Annotated in this window: 23 protein-coding genes; 13 read left to right on the top strand and 10 right to left on the bottom strand. The window is 37.7% G+C overall.

Annotated elements, in window-relative coordinates; all coding sequences use genetic code 11:
• Positions 1-305: 305 nt before the first annotated feature.
• The 4 genes from BUA72_RS00265 (at position 306) to BUA72_RS00250 (ending at position 3,368) form a co-directional block, all read left to right on the top strand.
• Positions 306-1,094, top strand: coding sequence for a hypothetical protein (locus tag BUA72_RS00265; RefSeq protein WP_047453021.1), 789 nt, complete (start codon positions 306-308; stop codon positions 1,092-1,094).
• 201 nt (positions 1,095-1,295) lie between these two features.
• Positions 1,296-2,069 (top strand): DUF6759 domain-containing protein, encoded by a 774-nt coding sequence (locus BUA72_RS00260; protein ID WP_072921238.1) that lies wholly within the window; start codon positions 1,296-1,298, stop codon positions 2,067-2,069.
• A 98-nt stretch (positions 2,070-2,167) separates the two neighbouring features.
• The gene (gene trmB / locus BUA72_RS00255; RefSeq protein ID WP_072921236.1) at positions 2,168-2,845 is read left to right on the top strand and encodes a tRNA (guanosine(46)-N7)-methyltransferase TrmB; all 678 of its coding nucleotides are present in this window, start codon (positions 2,168-2,170) and stop codon (positions 2,843-2,845) included.
• A gap of 79 nt (positions 2,846-2,924) precedes the next feature.
• On the top strand, positions 2,925-3,368 hold the full coding sequence (locus BUA72_RS00250; RefSeq protein ID WP_072921234.1) for a DUF6759 domain-containing protein: 444 nt from the start codon (positions 2,925-2,927) through the stop codon (positions 3,366-3,368).
• A 151-nt stretch (positions 3,369-3,519) separates the two neighbouring features.
• Here the strand turns inward: BUA72_RS00250 and rpsB are convergent, their stop codons facing one another.
• The 3 genes from rpsB to rplM all read right to left on the bottom strand — a co-directional run bounded on the left by rpsB (position 3,520) and on the right by rplM (position 5,337).
• A complete protein-coding gene (rpsB, locus tag BUA72_RS00245; protein ID WP_034723189.1) occupies positions 3,520-4,281 on the bottom strand; it encodes a 30S ribosomal protein S2 in 762 nt (253 codons plus the stop codon).
• A 207-nt stretch (positions 4,282-4,488) separates the two neighbouring features.
• A complete protein-coding gene (gene rpsI, locus BUA72_RS00240) occupies positions 4,489-4,875 on the bottom strand; it encodes a 30S ribosomal protein S9 (protein ID WP_034706090.1) in 387 nt (128 codons plus the stop codon).
• 6 nt (positions 4,876-4,881) lie between these two features.
• Entirely contained in the window at positions 4,882-5,337 is a 456-nt protein-coding gene (gene rplM, locus BUA72_RS00235; RefSeq protein ID WP_034706094.1) for a 50S ribosomal protein L13, read from the bottom strand.
• Positions 5,338-5,687: 350 nt separating this feature from the next.
• On the opposite strand from rplM, the gene BUA72_RS00230 reads away from it, so the two are divergent.
• Positions 5,688-6,788 (top strand): DUF3667 domain-containing protein, encoded by a 1,101-nt coding sequence (locus tag BUA72_RS00230; protein ID WP_072921232.1) that lies wholly within the window; start codon positions 5,688-5,690, stop codon positions 6,786-6,788.
• Here BUA72_RS00230 and BUA72_RS00225 read toward each other — a convergent pair.
• Entirely contained in the window at positions 6,785-7,117 is a 333-nt protein-coding gene (locus BUA72_RS00225) for a hypothetical protein (RefSeq protein WP_072921230.1), read from the bottom strand. The two genes, BUA72_RS00230 and BUA72_RS00225, sit on opposite strands and share 4 nt — an antisense overlap.
• 185 nt (positions 7,118-7,302) lie before the next feature.
• Between BUA72_RS00225 and BUA72_RS00220 the strand changes: the two genes are divergently transcribed.
• The 4 genes from BUA72_RS00220 to BUA72_RS00205 all read left to right on the top strand — a co-directional run bounded on the left by BUA72_RS00220 (position 7,303) and on the right by BUA72_RS00205 (position 13,832).
• On the top strand, positions 7,303-10,650 hold the full coding sequence (locus BUA72_RS00220; RefSeq protein WP_072921228.1) for a methylmalonyl-CoA mutase family protein: 3,348 nt from the start codon (positions 7,303-7,305) through the stop codon (positions 10,648-10,650).
• A gap of 83 nt (positions 10,651-10,733) precedes the next feature.
• Positions 10,734-11,585: a hypothetical protein gene (locus BUA72_RS00215; RefSeq protein WP_072921225.1), complete on the top strand. Its 852-nt coding sequence runs from the start codon at positions 10,734-10,736 to the stop codon at positions 11,583-11,585.
• Positions 11,586-11,707: 122 nt separating this feature from the next.
• Positions 11,708-12,418: a Dph6-related ATP pyrophosphatase gene (locus BUA72_RS00210; protein ID WP_072921223.1), complete on the top strand. Its 711-nt coding sequence runs from the start codon at positions 11,708-11,710 to the stop codon at positions 12,416-12,418.
• 304 nt (positions 12,419-12,722) lie between these two features.
• The gene (locus BUA72_RS00205) at positions 12,723-13,832 is read left to right on the top strand and encodes a serine hydrolase domain-containing protein (protein ID WP_072921220.1); all 1,110 of its coding nucleotides are present in this window, start codon (positions 12,723-12,725) and stop codon (positions 13,830-13,832) included.
• Here BUA72_RS00205 and BUA72_RS00200 read toward each other — a convergent pair.
• Genes BUA72_RS00200 through BUA72_RS00190 form a run of 3 tightly spaced genes read right to left on the bottom strand, consistent with a single transcriptional unit; the run spans position 13,816 to position 15,519 of the window.
• A complete protein-coding gene (locus tag BUA72_RS00200; protein WP_072921219.1) occupies positions 13,816-14,430 on the bottom strand; it encodes a hypothetical protein in 615 nt (204 codons plus the stop codon). The genes BUA72_RS00205 and BUA72_RS00200 overlap by 17 nt on opposite strands.
• A 46-nt stretch (positions 14,431-14,476) precedes the next feature.
• Positions 14,477-15,199: a hypothetical protein gene (locus tag BUA72_RS00195; protein ID WP_139259457.1), complete on the bottom strand. Its 723-nt coding sequence runs from the start codon at positions 15,197-15,199 to the stop codon at positions 14,477-14,479.
• Positions 15,196-15,519, bottom strand: coding sequence for a PadR family transcriptional regulator (locus tag BUA72_RS00190; RefSeq protein ID WP_034746505.1), 324 nt, complete (start codon positions 15,517-15,519; stop codon positions 15,196-15,198). The genes BUA72_RS00195 and BUA72_RS00190 overlap by 4 nt, the downstream gene beginning before the upstream one ends.
• An 81-nt stretch (positions 15,520-15,600) precedes the next feature.
• On the opposite strand from BUA72_RS00190, the gene BUA72_RS00185 reads away from it, so the two are divergent.
• Positions 15,601-16,140 (top strand): 2'-5' RNA ligase family protein, encoded by a 540-nt coding sequence (locus BUA72_RS00185; RefSeq protein WP_072921215.1) that lies wholly within the window; start codon positions 15,601-15,603, stop codon positions 16,138-16,140.
• Positions 16,141-16,277: 137 nt separating this feature from the next.
• Here the strand turns inward: BUA72_RS00185 and BUA72_RS00180 are convergent, their stop codons facing one another.
• Complete coding sequence (locus BUA72_RS00180; protein WP_072921213.1) at positions 16,278-17,642, bottom strand: T9SS type A sorting domain-containing protein; 1,365 nt, start codon at positions 17,640-17,642, stop codon at positions 16,278-16,280.
• A gap of 2 nt (positions 17,643-17,644) precedes the next feature.
• A complete protein-coding gene (locus BUA72_RS00175) occupies positions 17,645-18,136 on the bottom strand; it encodes a hypothetical protein (RefSeq protein WP_139259455.1) in 492 nt (163 codons plus the stop codon).
• Positions 18,137-18,842: 706 nt separating this feature from the next.
• On the opposite strand from BUA72_RS00175, the gene ruvC reads away from it, so the two are divergent.
• Positions 18,843-19,397 (top strand): crossover junction endodeoxyribonuclease RuvC, encoded by a 555-nt coding sequence (gene ruvC / locus BUA72_RS00170; RefSeq protein ID WP_047453055.1) that lies wholly within the window; start codon positions 18,843-18,845, stop codon positions 19,395-19,397.
• Between the two features lie 52 nt (positions 19,398-19,449).
• On the opposite strand, the gene BUA72_RS00165 is transcribed toward ruvC, so the two are convergent.
• Positions 19,450-21,345: a zinc-dependent metalloprotease gene (locus tag BUA72_RS00165; protein ID WP_072921210.1), complete on the bottom strand. Its 1,896-nt coding sequence runs from the start codon at positions 21,343-21,345 to the stop codon at positions 19,450-19,452.
• Between the two features lie 224 nt (positions 21,346-21,569).
• Here BUA72_RS00165 and BUA72_RS00160 point away from each other — a divergent pair, with 224 nt between their 5' ends.
• Both BUA72_RS00160 and BUA72_RS00155 read left to right on the top strand, forming a co-directional pair.
• Positions 21,570-22,640: a DUF4407 domain-containing protein gene (locus BUA72_RS00160; RefSeq protein ID WP_072921208.1), complete on the top strand. Its 1,071-nt coding sequence runs from the start codon at positions 21,570-21,572 to the stop codon at positions 22,638-22,640.
• A 14-nt stretch (positions 22,641-22,654) separates the two neighbouring features.
• Complete coding sequence (locus BUA72_RS00155) at positions 22,655-24,517, top strand: AAA family ATPase (RefSeq protein ID WP_072921206.1); 1,863 nt, start codon at positions 22,655-22,657, stop codon at positions 24,515-24,517.
• The last annotated feature ends 94 nt before the right edge of the window (positions 24,518-24,611 follow it).

Raw genomic sequence — 24,611 nt, 5'->3', positions numbered from 1 at the left:
TGGAAGCTGGAAGAAAGGGGATGGAAGTTAATAGCAGGATGATTATTACTTTTTCAGGGGTCAATAATTACTCGTTTCCATCTTCAAATTTCGTTGCTGGATTAGTAAAAAGGGGATTTTTTATTCTGAATCAGGGTAAATTATTTTCATGATATTGGTTGGAATTTCACCCTATCGTTTTAATTTATATAAGTTTATAACATTCATTAACAGTTTAGTGTTAAAGTTTAATATAACTTTAACCTGAGATCACTATCTTAATAGGTATAAATTGCTGTATTTCTACGTAATTTTGCCCTAATTATATGAAGAAGCTAATTACCCTTTTGATGCTGGTTTTTCTAGCAAAAGTCAGTGCACAGATCTACTCCGGAGAGGTATTCTTAAGAGATAATTCGATCTTATATCTTAATCAGGTTTATGTCACGAATCTGAACACTCAGAAAACTGTACTTACCGATTATAACGGCACCTATAACATACCCGCTGTTCCGGGGGATGTGATCCGTTTTACCTCCATCGTTACTGAAAGGAAAGACGTAAAACTGACTCCCCAGATGATACAGCAGAAAAATTTAATAGAATTAAAAATAGCGTATTACGAGATCCAGGAAATTGTATTAAACCGTTTCAAGCCTACCGGGAATCTAAGATATGATGTCAATTCTATCCGAAAAGTAGATAAAGGACTCGCCCTTAAAAAAGTGATTGGCCTGCCTGAACCAAAAGGTGACGGAACTTCTCCTGAACTTCCTGTAGCCGGATTAAGGGACGGAGGACTTACTTTCAGTCTGGAAAGCATCTACGACATCCTTTCGGGAGACAGAAAGAAAAAACAGCGTTATATGGCCTATGAAAGGATGAATAATTCTGTGTCGCAGATCAAAAATTATCTGGGGAAAGATTATTTTGCCAAATTCAAGATTCCGGATAACCTGATCGATAACTTCCTTCAGTTTGTCTATACCTCAGAAAATATAGAAGCCTATGTACTGGCCGGCAATTTTGAAGCGATAAAAGTCCCGATTGAAAAATATCTTCCGATCTATCAGAAGAGGCTCAAAACCTCCAATCTTCAGGAAGTCATTAAATAATTTTTCGACATTAATAACTTTATGGAAATGTATACTATTTAAAATTTATAGTATACATTTCTTTTTTGTTTAAATTATGCTTAATTTCATATCACAATTAAGTGTTTAAAATAAAAACAACAGAACACCGTTATTATTGAGAAACTAATTGACCAAACACAAATTAAGAGAGAACACCCAACTTTTACTTAATATTAGTCAATGAAAAAATTACTTTTACTTATTGTTTCCGTTCTTTGTTTTAGTGTGTCTGCCCAAAAAAAGGGAAAAGACTACAGCAATATTATAAAAAGTAAGAACATCTATGAGATCAACGCCTTCCTCAGAGATGCCCATCCTGATGATCCGCGAAGATCTGTCCTGAAACCCCGTGTCATGGAATTGATGACCACCTACATTAAAGACGCTCACCCTGCTGATCAGAAAGTAAAAGATATGCAGGAAATGCTTGCCCTGCTGAAAAGAAGGCCTTCTACGAAGATCAGTTTCGATGAAATGAATGCGATCATAAAACAGAAACAGATCGCAAAATATAAAGCAGAACTCGCTGCTAAAAAATCTAATGTGGTTTATACCCCAAGTATTGCCCAGAACACATTTGTCGTGAATGCCGCTGCCAATACAGCCATTCCGAATGTGGAAGCTGAAGAATTCAATATGCTGATGGCCGTGAATCCTGTAGAGCACCAAAACAAAACCGTCAAAATATTAAATTCACTATTCGATAACGATCCCAACAGTAAGGAAAGTATTGTTCTTATCCAAAATAAATCCGACTGTAATATCATTGTAAGAATGGAAGGCGTAGGAACCACCAAATACAGGCTCGCAGTTCCTGCTCATGATGAGAGTTCCATTGTCATAGATAAGGGCCAGTATCTCTTCACCAGCCTTGTCTGCGGCGCGCAGTACGCTTCCCAAAAAACAATCGAGAAAGCAATCATGGTAGCATTGGGAAGTTCGGCAGCACCATAAGCCCACTATAAATATACTAAGTAGATGTCTTTTATACTTAAAAGGCAATGTAATCTATGTAAAATTTGCTATTTTTGCGGGATTTTATAAATGACTCGATGGGCAAAAATAAACTAGCAAGATTCGCAGAAAACAAGATTTTACCGAACGTTATCCAACCAACCAGAGAAGATGCGCTGAAAGGTTCTCCCCTTAAAGGAACATGGAGAAAGGAATTCTTCAAGAACGACAATCCGATTGTACTGGAGCTGGGCTGCGGAAAAGGAGAATATTCTGTAGGGCTTGCGAAAACATTTCCTGAAAAAAACTTCATCGGGATCGATATCAAAGGAGCACGATTCTGGTTCGGAGCTAAAGAAGCAGTAGAAAGTGGTATGAATAATGTGGCTTTCCTGAGAACACAGATCGAACTTGTAGATCATTTTTTTGCTGAAAATGAAGTGGACGAAATCTGGATTACCTTCCCTGATCCACAGATCAAATACAGACGTACCAAGCACAGACTGACCCATCCTGACTTTTTAGAACGATACAAAAAATTCCTGAAACCAGGCGGAATCGTTCATCTAAAAACGGATTCAGAGTTTCTGCATGGCTATACTTTAGGGTATCTACAGGGTGCAGGCCATGAAATCATCAGTGCTCACCATGATATCTATGGCGCTCCTGAATATGATCCGGGTACAGAACATTTAAGAGATATAAAAACATATTACGAAGAGCTTTTTTCAGCGAAAGGAAAGACGATAACCTATACCAAATTCCGTATAAGCTAAAAATTCATAAAGATCAGAGACTGTATTTTCAGTCTCTTTTTTATTATATTTATCCTACTCAATTTCAAATGAATCTTCAATGAAAAAAGCAGCTGCACTTTCTGTCTTATCAGTTCTTTTATTATCAAATATAAGCTGTAATGTGAATTACGGTAACTACCCTACAAGAACTACTTATCCTACCGGTTCAGGAAGCAGTTCAGCCAGTACGGAAAGGGAATATGCCGAGCTTATTAAAACCTACAAACCTGAAACGGCAGATGTTTTAAATGATCTTTTGAATGCAGATTCTCCCTCCAATCCCAAAACGTCGATTTCTGTAGAAAATCAGTCACGGTGCAATATGGTTCTTACGGTAAGTGGAAACGGTTTCTTTAAAAAGATTCCGATAGCTTCCGGTAAAGTGGGTTATACGATGGTTCCTAAAAACCAGAATTACAGATTGTCCGGAATGCTCTGCAATGCTTCTTACCAGTCTACGAAATTCATTTCAACATCATATGCTATTAAGCTTACCAACTAAATAAAAACCCGCTTTATGAAGCGGGTTTTCTCTTATTACATTGGATATTTATAACATGTTTATTATTATTCCTGTTTTTAAAATACAATATATAACAAAAAAACGCTGGACCTGGGTCCAGCGTTTTTCCTATATTAAAGAAAATCTTTAATTATTCAGCATCGAAATCAGCATCTGTTTCAGCAGATACCTTTTCTCCTTCTTCTTTAGATTTTTCTTTATCAGCTTTTCTTTGAGACTGACCTTCTTTGATAGAATCAGAAACAATGTTTAAGATCATATCAATAGACTTAGAAGCATCATCGTTTCCTGGGATAACGAAGTCTACTTTTCTTGGATCAGAGTTTGTATCAACAATACCGAAAACTGGAATACCTAATTTCTTAGCTTCAGTTACAGCGATGTGTTCTCTCATGATATCTACAACGAAGATTGCAGAAGGAAGACGAACCATGTCAGAGATAGAACCTAAGTTTTTCTCAAGGTTAGCTCTTTGTCTGTCTACCTGTAATCTTTCTTTTTTAGATAAAGTTTCGAACGTACCGTCTTTTTTCATTTTGTCGATATGGTTCATTTTCTTTACCGCCTTTCTGATTGTAACGAAGTTCGTTAACATACCTCCAGGCCATCTTTCTGTAATATAAGGCATATTAAGTTCAGCAGCATGCTTTGCAACTACTTCTTTCGCTTGCTTCTTAGTCGCTACGAAAAGAACTTTTTTACCTGCAGAAGTTAATTTTTCTAAAGCACTACAAGCTTCATCTAATTTAACTGCTGTTTTATGTAAGTCTACAATGTGAATACCGTTTTTCTCCATAAAAATGTATGGAGCCATATTTGGATTCCACTTTCTGGTCATGTGACCGAAGTGTACGCCAGCCTCTAAAAGGTCTTTTACATTTGCTTTTGCCATGTTTTCTGTTTTTGTTAGTTTACTTTCCGTTTCTTAAACAATCAACAACTTCTTTAGATGGGAGAAGTGTTTGGATGCTAAACGTAACGGGCAATTGGCGGTTTGCTGTTTGCTTGTGGCAATTGGCTTTGCGCCGAGATTAAGTTTAAAAAAAATTTAATACATTTCTGTAGCCAACAGCCATAAGCCATTCGCCCACAAGAAATCTTAACGTTTTGAGAATTGGAATCTCTTTCTTGCTTTTTTCTGACCTGGCTTCTTTCTTTCCACCATTCTTGCGTCTCTTGTAAGTAAACCAGCAGGCTTCAATGCTAATCTGAACTCAGCGTTGATCTCGCATAAAGCTCTTGAAATACCTAATCTGATAGCCTCTGCCTGACCTGTATTACCACCACCGAAAACATTTACGGTAACGTCATACTGACCAACAGTCTCAGAAAGGATGAACGGTTGGTTTAGTTTATAAACCATCACGTCTGTAGAGAAATAAGTTGCAGCATCTTTACCGTTTACTGTAATCACACCAGAACCTGGCTTTACATAAACTCTAGCTACAGAAGTTTTTCTTCTTCCGATTTTGTGAACTATAGACATAATTAATTATTTAAATTCGTTAACATTAATTGTTTTAGGCTGTTGAGCTTCATGTTTGTGCTCAGTTCCTTCATATAGATAAAGGTTCTTCAATAAAGCAGATCCTAATCTGTTTTTAGGTAACATACCTTTTACAGACTTCTCTAATACTTTTAAAGAATCTTTCTTCTGAAGTTCAGCCGCAGTCATAGACTTCTGTCCACCAGGGTAACCTGTATGCCAGATGTAAGTCTTATCAGCCCACTTATTTCCGGAAAGCGTAATTTTCCCAGCATTCAAAACGATAACGTTATCACCACAATCTACGTGAGGTGTAAAGTTCGTTTTGTGCTTACCTCTCAAAATCTTTGCAACCGTAGAAGCTAGTCTTCCTAACGGCTGTCCTTCAGCGTCTACCACAACCCATTCTTTATTAGCAGTAGCTTTGTTCGCTGAAACAGTTTTGTAACTTAATGTATTCACACGTTTTAGTTAAAGATTAAACATAATTTTCCCCTAAAAGGGTGTGCAAAGGTACAAATAATTTTCGTAACCCGAAAACATATTTTATTTAATCTATATCACCTTCGGATTTTCACGTTGCTTTAATAGATTTTAACAACTGTTTTCTTTTTGGCACAGAACTTGTAAAATGAATGACCGTTGAAAAAAAATATTTCGAAGATTCTAAAAACACACCTGATAAAGTAAAGAGTTTAGTCCCTCAACTCTTTCTTTATTAATTTACTTTAAACATTTACCTAAAAGCTTACCGATTTAATTATTTTATTTGACGAAATATTTATATTTGCGTCAAACCATATTCCATATCCATGAGCCACGGAAAAATCAGAGAAGATAAAACATGCCTGACCTGCGGGCACCAGGTCGAAGAAAGATTCTGCCCTCACTGCGGACAGGAGAATATCGAAAGCCGCCATCCCTTTTATTATCTGTTCACCCACTTTTTTGAAGACTTCACTCATTATGACGGACAGTTTTGGGGAACTATGAAAAATCTTCTTTTCAACCCGGGAAAACTTACCAAAATTTATCTGGAAGGCAAAAGAGCACAATTTGTTCCTCCTGTAAAACTTTACATTTTCATAAGTTTTGTCACATTCCTGTTTATTTCATTCCAGGTGGCTAATATGGATTTCGGAAAACAGGGTGCAGAAAAAGAAAAAATCACAAAAAAAGAACTTCAGGAAAAAGTAATTGGAAATAAATCTGTTCAAAAGCTTCTTAAAGAATCTCCGGAAGTTGCAAAAGCAGATTCTCTTACGGGTGGAGCCTTAGCAAAGGCTTTGGATACTGCTAATGCTAAAAAAGATGATATCGATGTAGGGGATATGCTTCAAAGTAAAAGTATTACAAAGTTTATCGGAATACAGTCTATGGAAGATTTTGACAGACGGGAAGAAAAGAACGGCCATAAATATGAAACCTTCCGCCCGTTTATCGCCAAGATTTTTGAAATGGAGGAAAAAGGTCTTTCTCCAAGAGAGATCACGAATCTGTTTATAAAAAGTTCGATTCACAATTTACCCAAAGCTCTTTTCCTTTATCTTCCTTTGTTTGCTTTTCTGCTATGGATCTTTCACAGCAAAAGAAAATGGTGGTATTTTGACCACGGTGTTTTTACACTCCACTACTTTTCCTTTTTACTCCTTCTTACCCTGTTGCTTTTTGTCACTCAGAAAGTATTGAGCTATTTTGATGAAAGTAGTTTTGCTATGGCAATGAACGGACTTTTTATCTCAGCTGCTATTATTTATGCAGGATGTTACTTTTTTATCGCCCACTACAGAACTTACAGAACGCATCCTGTTCTTACCATTATAGTAGGCGCTGTATTATTTGCGATCAACACTATACTGTTTACCTTCTTATTGATGGGACTGGGAATCATCAGCTTTTTGCTCATGCACTAGCGGCGCAGCGATTTGTTTGCCCTGAAACTCGCAATCAAATAGTACGCTACAAAAACCGTAGAAAATTTAAGTATGGAAGGAATAGCCTGTTCCAGACTGAATAGGCCTGTCCCGATGAGTACCAAAACTCCCATTACGGCAAAAGAAATACCCAGCTTCTGAGGCAGCGTGAAATCAGGAGTATCCAGATAATAGGCAATTCCCCACGCTATTCCAAAAGACAGTGCATAATATATATCAAGACTGATATTTTTAGAACTGTAAAAAAAATAATTGATCAGGAAACTAAGTACTGTTCCCAACGCAAAATACATCAAAGCCTTTTTCATACTCTATAGATAATGATGCAAAAATAGAGAATTTACTGATCATTTTTAAACGAATGATTGATAAGCAGGTAAAAAACCAATCTATTATCTACAACCAATTCTCTTAAAATCAAATCATTAAACAAAACCAAAAGGTTCTTATTTTATTATTATATTTGAAAATTCAGAAATTTTCTAGTTTTTATATGGAAACCCAAAAATATACTCCAACCAACAAAGTGAGAATCGTAACCGCGGCGTCATTATTTGACGGGCACGATGCTGCGATTAATATCATGCGACGCGTGATCCAGGGAACAGGATGTGAAGTGATCCACCTTGGCCACGATAAATCAGCAGAGGAAGTTGTAAACACAGCGATCCAGGAAGATGCCAACGCTATTGCCTTAACCTCATACCAGGGAGGTCACAACGAATATTTTAAATATATCTACGATCTTCTAAGAGAGAAAAATTCACCACAGATCAAGATCTTTGGTGGCGGTGGCGGTGTTATTCTGCCCGAAGAAATTGAAGATATCATGTCTTATGGAATCGACAGAATTTATTCTCCGGATGACGGCCGTGAACTTGGTCTACAGGGAATGATCGATGATTTGGTTAAAAGATCGGACTTTGCAACAGGAAAAGATATCACAGCCGCTGATTTGGATTTAATTGATTTTGAAAACTCCACAAGCATTGCTAAAATTATTTCAGCCGTAGAAAACTTTTCAGACGAAAAACCTGAACTGGTAAAAGCTATCGACGAAAAATCAAAAGACTTAAATATTCCGATTATCGGGATCACAGGTACAGGTGGAGCCGGAAAATCTTCTCTTACCGACGAATTGGTAAGACGTTTTATCCGTTCCAATCCTGATAAAAAAATTGCCATCATTTCCATTGACCCTTCCAAAAAGAAAACGGGAGGTGCCCTTCTTGGAGACAGAATCCGTATGAACGCGATCAATGACCCTAGAGTTTATATGCGTTCTATGGCAACAAGAGAAAATAACGTTTCCGTTTCCCCTTTCATCCATTCTGCATTGAATGTACTGAAGCTGGCTGCTCCTGATGTTATTATTCTTGAAACATCCGGTATCGGGCAGTCCGGTTCGGAAGTTTCAGATTTTGCGGATGTTTCAATGTATGTAATGACCCCTGAATATGGTGCTTCTACGCAGCTTGAAAAGATCGACATGCTAGATTACGCAGATCTTGTAGCATTAAATAAATCTGATAAACGAGGTGCTCTTGATGCACTTCAGGCTGTAAGAAAGCAGTTCCAGAGAAACCATTTATTGTGGGAAAGTCCATTGGACGATATGCCGGTTTATGCAACAAAAGCTTCTCAGTTTAACGATCACGGGACAACTGAACTCTACAACAGACTTGTTGAAAAAGTAAATGATAAGTTTTCAGGATTAAATTTACAGGGCTTCGTAGAGCAGGAAATCACGGATGAAGTAACGATCATTCCTCCGAAAAGAGTGCGTTATCTTTCTGAAATTGTTGAAAACAACAGAATTTATGATGCCAACGTTGAAAAGCAGGCTGAGCTTGCCAGAAAAATGTATCATATCGAGGGCGTAAAAAGTTTCTTATCCAATGAAACATTAGACGCCGAATATCAAAAAGCAGAAAAAGACCTTCAGCAGGAAAACATCGACTTCCTGAGAACCTGGGACGACACGAAAAAAGCCTTCCATGAAGAGTTCTATTCTTATTTTGTACGTGGAAAAGAAATCAAGGTGGAAACTTCTACCGAATCTTTATCCCACTTAAGAATTCCAAAAATTTCATTACCGAAATATACAGACTGGGGCGACCTGATCAAGTGGAAAGGCCAGGAAAATTTACCCGGAGGATTCCCTTACACCGCCGGAATTTATCCGTTCAAAAGAACCGGTGAAGATCCGACAAGGATGTTTGCAGGAGAAGGAGGTCCGGAAAGAACCAACAGAAGATTCCATTATGTTTCTGCAGAAATGGATGCAAAGCGTCTTTCAACAGCGTTTGACTCTGTAACCTTATACGGTCAGGATCCAGCTTTACCACCGGATATTTACGGTAAGATCGGAAACGCAGGAGTTTCTATTGCAACACTTGATGATGCTAAAAAACTGTATTCAGGATTTGATCTGGTTAATGCAATGACTTCGGTTTCGATGACCATTAACGGTCCTGCTCCGATGTTGCTGGCTTTCTTTATGAATGCTGCTATAGATCAGAATGTTGAAAAATATATCGCTGAACACAAGCTGGAAGCTAAAGTTGAAGCTGTTTTAAAAGCAAAATTTGATGACAGAGGTTTAGAAAGACCGAAATATAACGGTGAACTTCCTCCTTCCAATAACGGTTTAGGTTTAAAACTATTGGGAATTACAGGAGATGAAGTAATCCCGGCTGATGCTTATGCTGAAATCAAGGCTAAAACCATTGCCACGGTTCGTGGTACGGTTCAGGCCGATATTTTAAAAGAAGATCAGGCTCAGAATACCTGTATTTTCTCTACTGAATTTGCTTTAAGATTAATGGGTGACGTTCAGGAGTTCTTCATTACTGAAAAAGTAAGAAACTTCTATTCCGTTTCCATTTCAGGATATCACATCGCTGAAGCGGGAGCGAATCCTGTTTCTCAGCTGGCATTTACACTGGCCAACGGTTTCACGTATGTGGAATATTACTTAAGCCGTGGAATGGACATCAATGACTTTGCACCAAACTTATCTTTCTTCTTCTCCAACGGTATCGACCCTGAATATTCAGTGATCGGACGTGTAGCAAGAAGAATCTGGGCTAAAGCCATGAAAATAAAATACGGAGCAGACGAAAGAAGCCAGATGCTGAAATACCACATCCAGACTTCAGGACGTTCTCTTCACGCACAGGAAATTGATTTCAACGATATCAGAACAACGCTTCAGGCGCTTTATGCTATCTATGATAACTGTAACTCTCTTCACACCAACGCGTATGACGAGGCGATTACAACACCAACCGAGCAGTCCGTAAGAAGAGCAATGGCTATCCAGCTGATTATCAATAAAGAATTAGGTTTAGCTAAAAACGAAAACCCATTACAGGGTTCATTCATTATTGAAGAATTAACGGATCTTGTAGAGGAAGCAGTGTATACCGAATTCGACAGAATTACAGAAAGAGGCGGTGTTCTTGGTGCTATGGAAACCATGTATCAGCGTTCTAAGATCCAGGAAGAATCTATGCATTACGAATGGCTGAAACATACCGGAGAATATCCGATCATCGGGGTAAATACTTTCCTTGGAAAAGATGGTTCACCAACGGTTCGTCCGGGAGAAGTTATCCGTTCTACCGAAGAAGAAAAGCAGGTTCAGATCGAAACGCTTCATAATTTCCAGAAATCGAATGAAGATAAATCCCAGGAAGCCCTGAGAAAACTACAGTATGCTGCCATCAACCAGCAAAACTTATTTGCCGTGATGATGGATGCCGTGAAGTACTGTTCTCTTGGACAAATCACCAATGCTTTGTTTGAAGTAGGTGGTAAATACAGAAGAAATATGTAATCCGAGCAGGATTGACTTATATAAATTAAACCTCAGAGAATTTTCTTTGAGGTTTTTTTGTATTTTTAATCTAAAGTTTGACCATGATGAAAAAGGAATTTCAAATTTCAAGTCCGTGCAGTGAAAACTGGGACAAAATGCAACAGGCTGCAGAAGGAAAATTTTGTGACCTGTGCTCGAAAAAAGTATATGATCTTACCGGTAAAACTGATGCGGAAATTCAGGCATTACTGAATGTAAATCCATCGGTATGCGGAAAAATACAGAAGAGCAGATTATATACTGAAGAAGAACAAACAACAAAAATAAATCACAACCTTTTCCAACTTCCGTTTCGTAAAATTGCCAGCGGAATATTTATTGCCGCCATGTTCACCTCCGCCCTGAATGCCCAATCCAAAAAAGCAGACACGCTTAGAACCCTGGAAATCGGCATGATTCTTTATGCCCCATCATCTGATACACAGGACGCACCGGATAAAGACAGAGAGTTTTACAGATCTAAAACAAAAACATTGAAATTTAACATTTCAGGAAATAAAGAAACAGTACAGCAATACAATAAAACAAGCATTCTTACCCTTTCCAAAAAATACTCTACCTATTCTTTTTTTTCCGGGGAAATCGGTATTTCTGAAGAAGACATCAGCTTCAAAAACATCTATGTTTTCGAAAATGAATCCAATAAAAACAAGCTGTTTTTATCCGCCAACAGCAGACGTTCAAAAGAAGGCAGTCCGTTAAACTTAAATATTGACAAAGCCCAAGAGATCAACTTTAACCCTGATAATAAAAATACACTGTACTTCTTAGATGGTGAAGAAATTTCTTATGAGGATTATGATAAAAATAAAAACGGTTCCGATATAGAATCTTATTTTCTACCGGAAACCTATGCCGAAGAACTTCTTGGAAAAGATTACAATTTTCAGTAGGGAATAGTCTTATCATACCGCAGAAAAAATTAAGATCTGGAGCAGGAATCAGATAACAAAGCTGTAATCGCATTGATCATTTCCAAAAGGTTTTTATCTTCAATATTTACTATGTTTGCGATATGAAACCCAAAGCCGTATTCAACTGGAGCAGCGGAAAAGATTCTGCGCTTGCCCTTTATAAAACCCTGCAGGAAAACCGTTCTGAAGTCATTACCCTATTAACCAGCATTAACAAAGAATTTCAGCGAATTTCCATGCACGGTGTTCATATTTCTCTATTGGAAAAGCAGGCTGAAAGTCTGGGATTGCCATTGATTAAAATGGAACTTCCTAAAGAACCGTCTATGGAAGAATACCGGGAACTCATGAACAAGACAATGTCTGAAATTCAGGCGATGGGAATCACGCAGTCTGTTTTTGGAGATATTTTTCTGGAAGACCTCCGGAAATACCGTGAGGACCAGTTGAAATCAATAGGTATGGAAGGTGTTTTTCCGCTTTGGAAACAGAACACGACAGATCTTATCCACGAGTTTCTGGATCTTGGTTTTAAAACCATCGTCACCTGCGTGAATGAAACCTATCTTGATAAAAGTTTCGCAGGGAGAATCATTGACCGGGACTTTATCCGTGACCTTCCAAAAAACGTGGATCCCTGTGGAGAAAACGGAGAATTCCATACATTTACTTTTGATGGGCCTATCTTCAGAGAACCTGTTCAGTTTGAAATTGGTGAAACGGTCAAGAAAACGTATCCAAAACCGAAAGCTAACCCTGATGACCAGGACGAAGCCTATGTTTTCTGGTTTTGTGATCTGATCCTGAAATAAATGCTGCTACCGTATTTAACCTGAACTCGGGATAATGGTAGTCCTGTTAACCATGTCAAGGTTTTGAACCTTGACATGGTTAAATTAGTATATAACTTTGCGTTAAAACTCATAACTCGTTCAGACAAATACTTTTTCACGATAGTCGTTGATCATCTATTCAAAAATAAAAATACTTATAAACACAATCCCTTGTTTTAGCATAAATTTTGCATCTCTTTGAGACTTCTAAGAAATTTCTTACCTTTAAATAGGTATTATTCTTACGATCAATAAGTTCAATTTTAATCCTAAAAACACACCTGTGATCAAAAAAATTACATTCCTGTTCCTTTTCTACTTTTTATGTTCATGTACAACCGAAATTCCCAAAATAAAACCGGTTGACAAAAATGCCATCATTGATTCTACGGTAACGGCTTTCCAGAAAACCCTTTTGGAGCAGCAGATTGATTCTGTCTTTAAAAAATATAATTTCAACGGAAGTATTGCTGTCTTCAAGGACTCACTGCAACTGTACCGGAAGGAAAACGGTTATTCAAATTTTAAAACGAAAACAAAGATCGACAGCAGTACTGTTTTTGCCATTGGCTCTGTAAGCAAGCAGTTCACTGCAGCTATGGTTCTTCTTCAGATGGAACAGGGAAAACTGAATCTTACCGATAAGGCATCCAAATATCTAAAGGAATTTCAGGCTAAAGAGTATGAAAACATCACCATTCATCAGCTTTTGAATCATACCTCAGGGCTTAATACTTTCGGAGGAAAACTGATGTTTAAAAGCGGTTCGGATTTCTTTTATTCTAATGACGGTTTTAATGCTTTGGGTAAAATTGTAGAAACCGTTTCCGGAAAATCTTATGATGAAAATGCAAAGGAACTGTTCATAAAAGCAGGAATGAAAAATTCTTCTACCGGAAATACTTTTGAAGGAAATAACTTTGCCAGTGCTTATCTGCGTAATGAAAAAAATGCTCAGGAAGTTCCCAATATGCCCAAGCGACTTGGAAGTAAAGACATTGGCACTCCTGCAGGCGGTATTCTTTCTACCATAGATGATCTTCACTCATGGAATAATGCTCTGTATGGTGGAAAAATTCTTAAACCGGAAACTTTAAAACAGTTCACATCTAAAAGCGCTGAAAGACACCATGCAATTCTTGGGAAAATGGGTTATGGATACGGGATCATGATGAATATTGGCAAGCCGGAAAGTTATTTTCACAGCGGTTATGTAAAAGGCTCCCCTTCCCTGAACATTTATTATCCGCAAACCAAAACCTCCGTCCTGATTTTATCAAATATTGCGGATGAAGAAAAGGGCAAAAGTTCTACTTTCAGGCCTCATGTTGAAGTTAAAAAAATGACGGATAACCTGGAGAATACGCTTTTACAGCTTAAATCAAAACATTAATTTTCTTTGCATTCCAGTATAAAAGCTGGGTCTGAATAGCTGCAGCAAAAAGAAAGAAAGGTTTAATCATCACAGAAAGAGCCGTATGAACATCTTTAAAAAAGAAACATGAAATTGCAATCAATGCCGCTCCTGCAAAAAAGTTTTTCAAAAGAAGAGGATGAAAGCTCATCTGAAAATAGCCGTTGAGATTCATCGTTTTCCGCATGAAATTATACACCGAAAAACCTAATATGGTCAATAAAAACAGGATTTGTCCATCATTATACAAATCGGGTTTTAGATAGAACAAGCCTGAAAAAATCAGTGAAAAAGCCAGTGCATAAACACTCATTTTTTTGAAACGGGTCTGAAGAATATCTTTCTCAATTCTGGTAATTTTTCTTGCCGATAAAAAATCAGCTTTTACCATTTCAAGTTCGTTTTTCCAGTTCATTTTGGTCTGGAGAAAAGCTTCCTGAAAACCTTCATTCTGTTCCTCCATCAGGTTGGATATCTGAAGTATAAAATGATCTTTGATTTCCAACAATAGTTTCTGATTCAGTTTTTTTGAAATAAGATACTGTATGATCTCGATTTCCTGTGCCGTATTTATCATGTTTAATAAATGTTAAATGGTATTTTTCAGTTGATTCTTCAGTCTATCACGCTGCAGTCTGTAGAAAATTCTGAAGTTTTTTAAGAGACTTTTTATGTTCAAAGAAATTGAATAGTCCAAAAATCATAAATGTCTGCAGTGTAAAAATAAAGGCGAGAGAAATCACAACGCTGATCAATTCATCATGATTCTGGGTTTTAAAAAACTGGTAGATTGAGTTTCCGTCTTTGGTAATGACCTGCGCAATCGACATCAGGCATATCACCAGTAAACCCATATTTTGCTGATACATGGTATAAAACAGTTTCCCTTTATACTTGAAATCTGTTCTTATAAATTTTCGGATTTTGTAGTGGAATGCCCAGACTAAAACCGGAGCCAGAAAAAACAGAGAATTCTGTATCCTAAAGAACAGAGCATATTGTTCCTTGCTGGTGGAACTGTAAATCAGCAAAAGGTTAATGACAAAAGAAATTAAGGCTAATAACAATGACTTTTTAAGAATTTTATTATTGTTTCCTTTAATAATTTTCTTGACAATCACAGGAATCAGCTCTGAGTAAAAAATAGAATAACTCGTCATTTTAAACTCATTTTCCCACAATCTTTTGGTCTTTAAGAAAGCTTCATCAAAATTTAAATGGTCTTTACGCTGGATATCTGAAATCTGCGAAATCATATGGTCTTTTACTTCCAACAAAATATCCAGTGGAAGCCTTTGAAAGATAAGATAGTCCGTCACCTCATTTTCCTGTACCTCGGTCATCATATGTTAAAAATGGTATTTAGGTTTAACAAATAACTTTTCATTTCATTCTCCTGAACAGCCTGATGTTTTTTTCCTTTTTCGGTCAAAAGATAATATTTCCGGTCTCTGCCGTTGATTTTCTGAATTTCTGAAGTGATCATCCCATCATTTTCGAGTTTGTGCAGCAAAGGATACAGCGCACCTTCGGTCATTTCAAGCTCGCCTTCCGTAAGTTCTTTTGCCCGTTGCGTGATCTGATATCCATACATTTTCACCTCTTTTGAAAGTAGCTTCAAAATAATGTTCTGGAGTGTTCCTTTATAAAGACTGTTTTTTTTCAACTGATCTTTTTTTATACCTTTCAAATCTATGCATAATTTTCTTATGTATAAAATTTTTCTCAAAAAACCTTAATTTGCTGTATGAAAAAAATGTATTTCATCGCGATCTATCCTCCACAGGAAGTTATTGACGAGGTGAAGATTTTTAAAGAAGATCTCGTTTTGAACTATGACAATTCAAAAGCATTAAAAAATGATGCTCACATCACTCTATTTCCGCCCTTCTCCAGAGAGTTGGAGCTGGAAAGTGATATTCATATAGCTTTTCAAAAGATAAACACCGATCTGCCTCCCTTTGAAATAAAACTAAACGGTTTTGGAAGTTTTCCAAATCCAAAAAGTCCTGTCCTCTTTGTACAGCCTGAACCGAATGACAATTTAAACATCCTTCATCAAAATGTAAAACAGCATTTCAATTTTATCAAATATTCTTTCCATTCTCATATGACCGTTGGCTATAGAGACCTCAGCTATGACAACTACCTGAAAGCATGGGAAGTTTACAAAGAAAAAGAATACAAAACTAAATTCATCGTTGATAAAATACTACTTCTCCGTCATGATCAGAATTGGGTTCCCATCGCAGAAAAGAAACTCACAGGAGTCAATATTCAACAATAAATGCCGGCTTTTACAACCGGCATTTATTGAATAAGGAAGCTTGAGTGTCGAAGATTAATTTGATGGCTGCAAGAAATTAAAGGTCTAACAGTAACTTCCATCTCCCCTCTTCCATCTTCTAACCTTTCCTTCCTCTTCTACTCTTTCACAATTTTCTGCGAAATAATCATTCCTTCATTTTCATAAGCATTTACAAGATATGTTCCGGCAGGAAGATTTTTAATATCAACCAACAATGTTGAACGGTCTTTTAGATCTGATTTTATACGAATCAGCTTTCCTGATGTATCATACAGCTCGAGTCTGGTATTTCCCGCGAATTCCTGTTTTCCTTTGATAAAAAATTCACCATCTGAAGGATTGGGATATATGCTGTATCTTCTTTCTTCGGCTTTCACTTCTGTCATTTTTTTGGCAGCAGATTTATTCAGCGTCCACGTGACATTGGTAAAATGAAGGGTACTGTGGTTATTCACCTTAAGCAATGGATTGTTATCATTCACCGAAAAAATCAGGGTATTATTTCCTACATTCAACTGGGATGGAGAAACGGTGAGTGAATTGGATGTTGATGCGAGTAGTGCTCCGTTCAGCTTCCAGGAATTAACCAGTGTATTAGGAATCGGAAGAATTTCATTCACGGTAAAGGTTACATTGGAGTTGGCGTTCACCGTTGACGTATTCGCAGGTGTATAAGAATCTACCGGAGATACCAATGAGTGAATTTTTTCAATAATAGCTTCTTTACATACTGAGCAAAACTGCTGATTAAGGTACCTCATCTCACAACTTTGGTGCGGACGGTACCATGAAGGACTTTCTGAATACGAATATACTCCTACTCCGTTCAGTCCTACCCAGTTTTTCCATTTTACGGTGGCAGGATTGGAGGTCTGGGTTTTGTTGGGAGACTCTCCGGAGCCGGAAAACCAATATTCATCGGCCAGTTTTCCAAATGAATGTCCTAATTCATGAACAACAATTTCATTGGAAGATCCGTTGAGAGACGCGAATGCATACGAACCGCCACATCCTCCGTACTCTGTAGAATTACCCAACACATAAGTAATATCGTAATCCGGAACATTGGCAGCCAGAACCTGGCCTACTTTATTTGTCGTATTGCTGTAAATACATCGGTGAACCCCGAAATCAAAAGAAGAACCAAGATAATTATTAGGATTGGACACCGGAATGACAGGCTCAGTGACATCAGTCGCTGTTCCAGGATGTTTTACACCTGAAGCGGTAGAAACGACCTTTACTGCATAGGCGTTAAAATAGTTTTTATATTCTGTGTAAGGGCTTTTTGTAAAAAGATAATTGACGGTAGCCTGCGCTGATGAGACAAAGGAATTCTGCTGGGCCGTGGTAAAACCGTCACCCAATACCGCAATAATAATCCGTTTATCATTCGTTCCGTTCTGAAGAAGGGGAACGGTCTGAAAGGTTTGTGCAGCACAGCAGCTGCCAACGAAAAGGGATAATAAAATTTTTCTCATGGCTATAGTTTTTGGGTGAATAAAAGCTGATTTTCGGATTCGGTCACTTTTTCGATTCTTACGGTTTGAATCTGTTCAGAATAGGAATACCTTACACTGAATTCAGCATTGTCAAGAGGAATTTTCTTTCTGCTGACGCCTTCTTTTTCATAAACTTCCATTTCAGGATGCAGTGGATTTTTCACCAGCTGTTTCATAATTTCCTTTCCACCTGCATCAGACAGAATCACAATAAAATCTCCGGCTTCCACTTCACTCCTGTCAAAAGAAGGGGTAAATTTCAGCATTCCTTCAGCCACTTTCTTTTCCTGAAGGATAATTCTTTCTTTCCCGGAAGCTTCTTTATCCGTCCTGAAAAACAGATAAACAATCTTACCTTCTTTCCGGATCTCAGCACCGGATGTTTTAGTCCCAAAATAACCTAACGCACTGTTTTTCTGAAAACTGAATAACAGAAGCACGGGAACAATAAATAAATTAAGTAAATTTTTCATGGCACATTTTATTTTAAAGTTATACATATTTCCCGATACATTGAATATTTTTTATTTAAAATTAGAGCAGAGATTTATATTTTAAACTAATGAAAGTTGGAGTTAAGATTTTTTCAGATATCAGATTTCAGACATCAGATTTCAGATATAAAATTGGAGATGTGAGACTTTTTTTGGGAATCTTAGCAGCTAGTACGTTTGGTACTATGGGTTTCGTGGTTCAAAGCAGTAATCATCAGCCCACAGCATTGGGAAGCTTTTTTTGACGCAAAGCTTTATCTTGTTAGCCTTTAGTTTTGAGGAAGCCAAAGACTGTGACTGCGTCACTGATGAAGCGATCTGCATATAACAACCGCTTCATAGAATCAATGAAATTGATTCCTCCTTTGCTCCCCTTTATGAATACAATAATCAATTTCTTTGCGTCAAAAAAATCTTGTTACCTCTCAACAGATTTTGAAATTGATCTAGTCTATGCACGTAAAGGCCGTTTCAGGTTTGAACGATGAAACCCGCATCCCGAAACATAATAGCAGCTAAAAATCCTGGAAAAAAGTCCCAAATATTCAGTGCCATATCTAATATCTGAAATCTAAAAATAAATGTCTTGTCCAGAACACAGGTTAATTTTATCTACCCAAACACCCGTTATTTTAAATCCTCTTTTTCTCTGATAAAAAAGTTTAGAATATCCTATCTTTGACCCATGATTTCAGAGAAGATAATTTTAGGCATTGATCCCGGAACGGCCATTATGGGTTTCGGTATTATTTCCGTAAAAAAAGGCAAAATGGAGATGGTTTCTATTCACGAATTAATCCTGAAAAAATATCCGAATCACGAAACGAAGCTGAAGTATATTTTCGACAAAACATTAGCTCTGATTGATGAATATCATCCAGATGAAGTAGCTCTGGAAGCTCCGTTTTTTGGAAAAAATGTGCAAAGTATGCTTAAACTGGGCCGTGCTCAGGGAGTTGCCATGGCAGCCAGTCTTCACAGAAATATTCCCATCACGGAATACTCTCCGAAAAAAATTAAAATGGCCATCACCGGAAACGGAAACGCCAGCAAGGAACAGGTAGCGGGAATGCTTCAGAATCTTTTAAATCTAAAAGAGTTTCCTACCAAATATCTGGATGCCTCGGATGGTCTTGCGGTTGCCGTGTGCCATCATTTCAATTCCGGGACGATAGCGGACACCAAATCATTCAGCGGGTGGGAAAGCTTCCTTAAACAAAATCCGGACAGGTTGAAATAATGATATAAAAAAAGCCCCAATTAAGGGGCTTTAGTATTTGAATAATTCAGAATTAATTGTTTAAAAACTTCTTCGATCCGTTTTTGTTCTTATCGGAGTAATTGATAATAAATGCTCCTTTTGGAAGTGCTCTTTCGATCTGGATCTCGTTGGTCTTTGTATTTCCTTTTTGGATAAGCTTACCGCTTAGGTCATAGATCTGATAATCTCCAAAAATTCCATTACCCGAGAGTTTCAGTTTATTTTCAGATTTCAGATAAACAATTTTTGCTTCTGCCGCATTGCTTTTCACATCAGAAGTTCCTAAAACTCCGGTTATTCTTACTGCATAATCTTCTACCTGCCCATACTGAACCTGTGAACATGAAGTGCCATCAGCAAGTACAGCTCCATTAAAGGTAGCCGCGTCTACAGAAACTCTCATTCTTAAATAAGTATTCGTTAAAGCTGTAGCAGGAGGCGTAACGTTTACGGTAACAACTTTTCTTGCTCCCGAAGCCATAGAAGCAGACAAATCATTGGCTACTATCTCAGATTCTTCAAATACTCCGTTGTTGTTATAATCAATCCACACTTTAGTTTTAAACTTATCTGCCTGACTAAAGCCATTATCATAAGTCACTTTCAGTTCCGTACTTGCGTTGGAAGGAATATCTGTATAATAAGCTGGTCTGATACAGGTTGCCGCAGAATAATCTTCATAATACTTCGGAGCAGGCTCGTCAGAATCATATCCATTTGTTGTACTGCTTATCGTTCCGAACTGTACTCTTGAAGCCCCGATTCCGAAGTTATTATTCGCAGGATTTACAATTCCTGAAGGATTACACTGTGCTGCCACGACTGCTACAGGAGATGGGATAACCGCTGCCGGATCCTGCCCTGCTGTTGAAGTGATCAGGTTTTTTCTGTATTCCATCATCAGCATGATCGCTCTGTCTCTCTGCCCTTCCGTAAATTTACGGTTAGAGTTGGTGTAATTCATTACATTATACTGCGTTCCGTCATGATTTTGATTGGTACACGGATCTATAGTGGTGTTATTCGGAACGGCTACACCGTACATACTTCTTGAAGGTGACGTATCACAAACTCTGTCCCCGTCCGTTGCACAGTTATTGTTGGCAGGGCATGCGTTTTGAACCGTATAATCAACCCCCTGGAACGTATGATACAATCCGAAAGCATGTCCCAGTTCATGAGTAAGCGTAGTATCGTGCAGATTTTTAAGGGTAGCCACCTTCATAAAGCTTTCGTAGAAATAGTCATAAGATTCCGGAAATCTTGCATATCCCATTAATCCGCCGGACTGTTGCTGCTGTCCGTTAAATCCTATCACTACATAAATATTGAAATAAGAGGTTTCAGGCCAGTGTGGCGCCAGTGTTTTGATCTGACTGTCGCTGGCTCCGTTACCTGAAGCTGCAGACTTTACGCCTCTGGTGTCGTATAAAGGAATGTTACTTCCGTTATATCTTACAATTCCGTTGGTGGGTGCACAGGTTGGTGATCTTTTAGCTAATACAAGTTTAAAAGGAATCACATTTCCTCCTGCTGCCCCTGCTCCTTCTGCATAAAAACCGTTTCCGTAAGTAGTGGCATACATTTTATTGGCTCTGTCAATCCAGTTGATTACATCTTGGTCTGTTAAAGCCAAATTTGAATTAGCTGATGCACTTGATTCAATAACGTGTACTACAATTGGGATTTCAAAGGTTTGTCCAGTATACAGACCATTCCAAGAAGTTGTTCCGCCTACTTTGTTAAGAAAAGAATGCTTGTCCATTTTACTTAATCTGGCTTCCACTTCTTCTCTATTTTTCTTTAATTCTGGAAATCTTATGTCCATTTTTCTCATTTCTTCATCAAAACCACAAAAATGTTCAACATTTTGAGAAAAAGCATTAAAAAACAACAAAAGCACCGAAAGAATACTTATTTTCTTCATTTTTCACTAATTTTTTGATTAATTCGACGCAAATATAAATATTTATTATTAAAATAATAAATCCATCACTATGAATTATTGAATCTGATGCATTTTTTTTAAATAAAATCTAAAAAATTGATATCCAATTAATTAAATTAAAACATTTAATTACTTGGCAAAACATAATACTATCTTTTACATTGGTATGATTTTTAGTATTACATTTGTATAAATTTTCACTAATGAAAACAAACCAACAAACTATAAATCAAGCGAATCATAAAATAAACTGGTTCCAGAAGTTTCTGATGGTATGCTCCGGAGGAAACATCCATATTTTAAGAAAGACCCCCAGTGAATGGAATAAATTTTCCGGAATCGGCGGGATTGTATTGTTCACCGCAGTATTTGCTACCCTGTCTGCAGGTTATGCCATGTATACGGTATTTGATAATGTATGGACTTCAATAGGATTCGGGATCCTGTGGGGATTAATGATCTTTAATCTGGACAGATATATTGTTTCCTCTATCAAAAAAACAGGAACATGGTGGAATCAGATTCTGATGGCGATTCCCCGTCTGATTTTGGCTACATTCCTGGGAATTATTATTTCCAAACCTCTTGAACTTAAAATTTTTGAAAAGGAGGTGAACAAACAGCTGAATACCATTATTCAGAGAAACAAAAAACAGCTTGAGGGCGAAATGAGCGGTAGAATCCTAAAGCAGAGCGGTCCGTTTGAAACAGAAAAAAATCAGATTGCTGAAAAAACCATTCAGTATCAGAAGGCTTATGACTCGGCAGCGGTAGAACTTGAAAAAGAAATTCTTGGGAAACAATCCGGCCTGACCAGTGGAAAGGAAGGTTATGGTCCTAATGCAAAACGTAAGCAGGAACTGAAGGAACAACGCCGTCTGGATCTGGAAAATTTTCAGAAACAAAATGCCCCGAGAGTGGAATATCTGGATAAAGAAATTTCCAAAGTCTATACGAATCTGGAAACGGAAAGAAAATCTTCGGAAACCTTTGAAGATAAATTCAACGGTTTTGCAGCGAGATTGCAGGCATTGGATGAACTTGGGAAGAATTCTGCGATCATAGGTCTGGCAGCAGCCTTTATTATGGGACTTTTTATCTGTCTTGAAATTTCTCCGGTTTTGGTTAAATTGATTTCACATGTAGGGCCTTATGATCACCTTTTAGAAAAGACGGAAAACGATTTCAGGCTTTACTCCAAGGAAAAAATAGAAAAGGGAAATGCCCTGACTGATTACAGAATTGACGATTTTAAGGATAATTTAAAAAAATAGCGTATTTTTCACGCATGATTATTGATAAAGAAGAGATCCAGAAGAAAAAGAAGAAGCTGGACGACTGCAAAGCATTTCTGAAAAAAGAATTCATCGGAATTGATAAAATTATTGATGATTTAATGGAATACATTCAGATCTGGTACCTGATGCCGGAAATCCTGACACGCCCTGTGGTGATCAATCTATGGGGAATGACAGGCGTAGGAAAGACGGATCTGGTGCGAAAGACCGTTCGGTTTCTGGAATTTCAGAACCGTTTTGCAGAGATAGAACTGAGCAACAGTGATGAAACGACCTGGAGCAAAAGTGTTTCAGATATTTTGCAGAGCAACCGCCTCAATGACGAAAAACCGAGCATTGTTCTCTTTGACGAGATCCAGCGCTTTAATACTATAGATCCTGACGGCACTCCGGTACCGCAAACTAAGTTCACTGATTTCTGGGAACTTCTGAGTGATGGCAAACTAAGTAAAAAGGAACGCGATGATCTTGAGCATTATCTATTCTCTTATCTTCTGCGTAAAAAAGAAAATGACAGACGCAAAAAGAACGGCGAAACGGAAATGGATGAAAATCCATATCTGAATCTCTGGGACGCCAAAGAACTGAAGAAATACCTCAGCATGGAAGATGATGTCATGAGCATCATTGATATGAAGGAGGAAGATATGATCAAGCTGATCCTCAAAAAGCAGAAAGAGAAAAAGATCTATGAACCGGTAGATTACAGCAAAATGCTGATCATCATCAGCGGAAACCTGGATGAAGCTTTTCAGATGTCCCGCGAGACCAGCGAAGCAGACATTGATGCCAATATCTATCACGCCTTTACAAAGAAAATCACCGTTGTTGATATAAAAAATGCACTTTCCAGGAAATTCCGTCCTGAGCAGGTAGCCAGATTCGGAAACATTCATCTGATTTATTTTTCATTGAAGACGGAAGACTTTGAACATTTGGTTCAAAGGGAAATCAATAATCTTAAGACAAAGACAAAATCAAAGTTCGGGATCAGTTTAAAAATCACTAAAAACGTCAATGACCTGATCTACAGAAACGGTGTATTTCCTGTTCAGGGTGTACGTCCTGTATTCAGCAGCGTAGTGGACATTCTGGATACGAACCTCAGCAAATTTCTTTTTGAAGCGATCACTCATGACGATAAAAGCATCGAAATTGATTATCATGTCAAAGAAAAAAAGATCTCCGGAAAAGTAGGTGGACGTATCATCGATATCCCTTATACCGGAAGAATCGACAGTATCCGACAGTCCAATCAGCAGGATGCCGTTGCCAATATCAGTGTTCACGAATGCGGACACGCTGTCTGTTATATGCTGTATACCGGTTTTGCCCCATTGCAGCTGAAGAGCAAAGTGGCCAGCAGTTATGCCGCAGGATTTACTTTCCCTCACCAGATTCATGATACCAAGGAAAGTCTTCTGGACAGAGTCAAAATTTATCTTGCTGGAGGAATTGCCGAAGAAATTATATTTGGCGAAAACAATGCAAGCATAGGAAGAAGCCACGACAGGGAACAGGCAACCATTCTTGCTTCCGATTACATCAGAAAATATGGATTTGACGAAGAGTTTCAGGCTGTGTACAGCTTTGAAGAATATCCTCACCGTATGCAGCAGAATATAACGGATAAAAAAATAGAAAAACTGATGCAGGACCTGGCAAAAAAGACAAGAGAAGACCTTATTCTTCATTTGGATCTTCTTAAAGATATGAGTATTGAGCTCAGCAAAAAAGGAAGTATGCTGCCTAAGGAAATCCATGAGACAGCCAGAAAGCATCACCTTGATGTAAGCATAAAGGAAGAAGGCTACCTTCATATTGCCGATTATCATAAAATGCTGGGCCAATAGAGGAAAAATCTAACATACCATAAGTTTACATTAATATAATCTTACCTTTCAGTTAATTCTGAAAGGTTTTTTCTTTTCATAATTATTTTATTGG

The organism is Chryseobacterium sp. OV279, from assembly GCF_900128945.1.
Taxonomy (GTDB): domain Bacteria; phylum Bacteroidota; class Bacteroidia; order Flavobacteriales; family Weeksellaceae; genus Chryseobacterium.
Note: the sequence above shows the minus strand (reverse complement) of the source record. Positions and strands in the feature narration are given on the sequence as shown.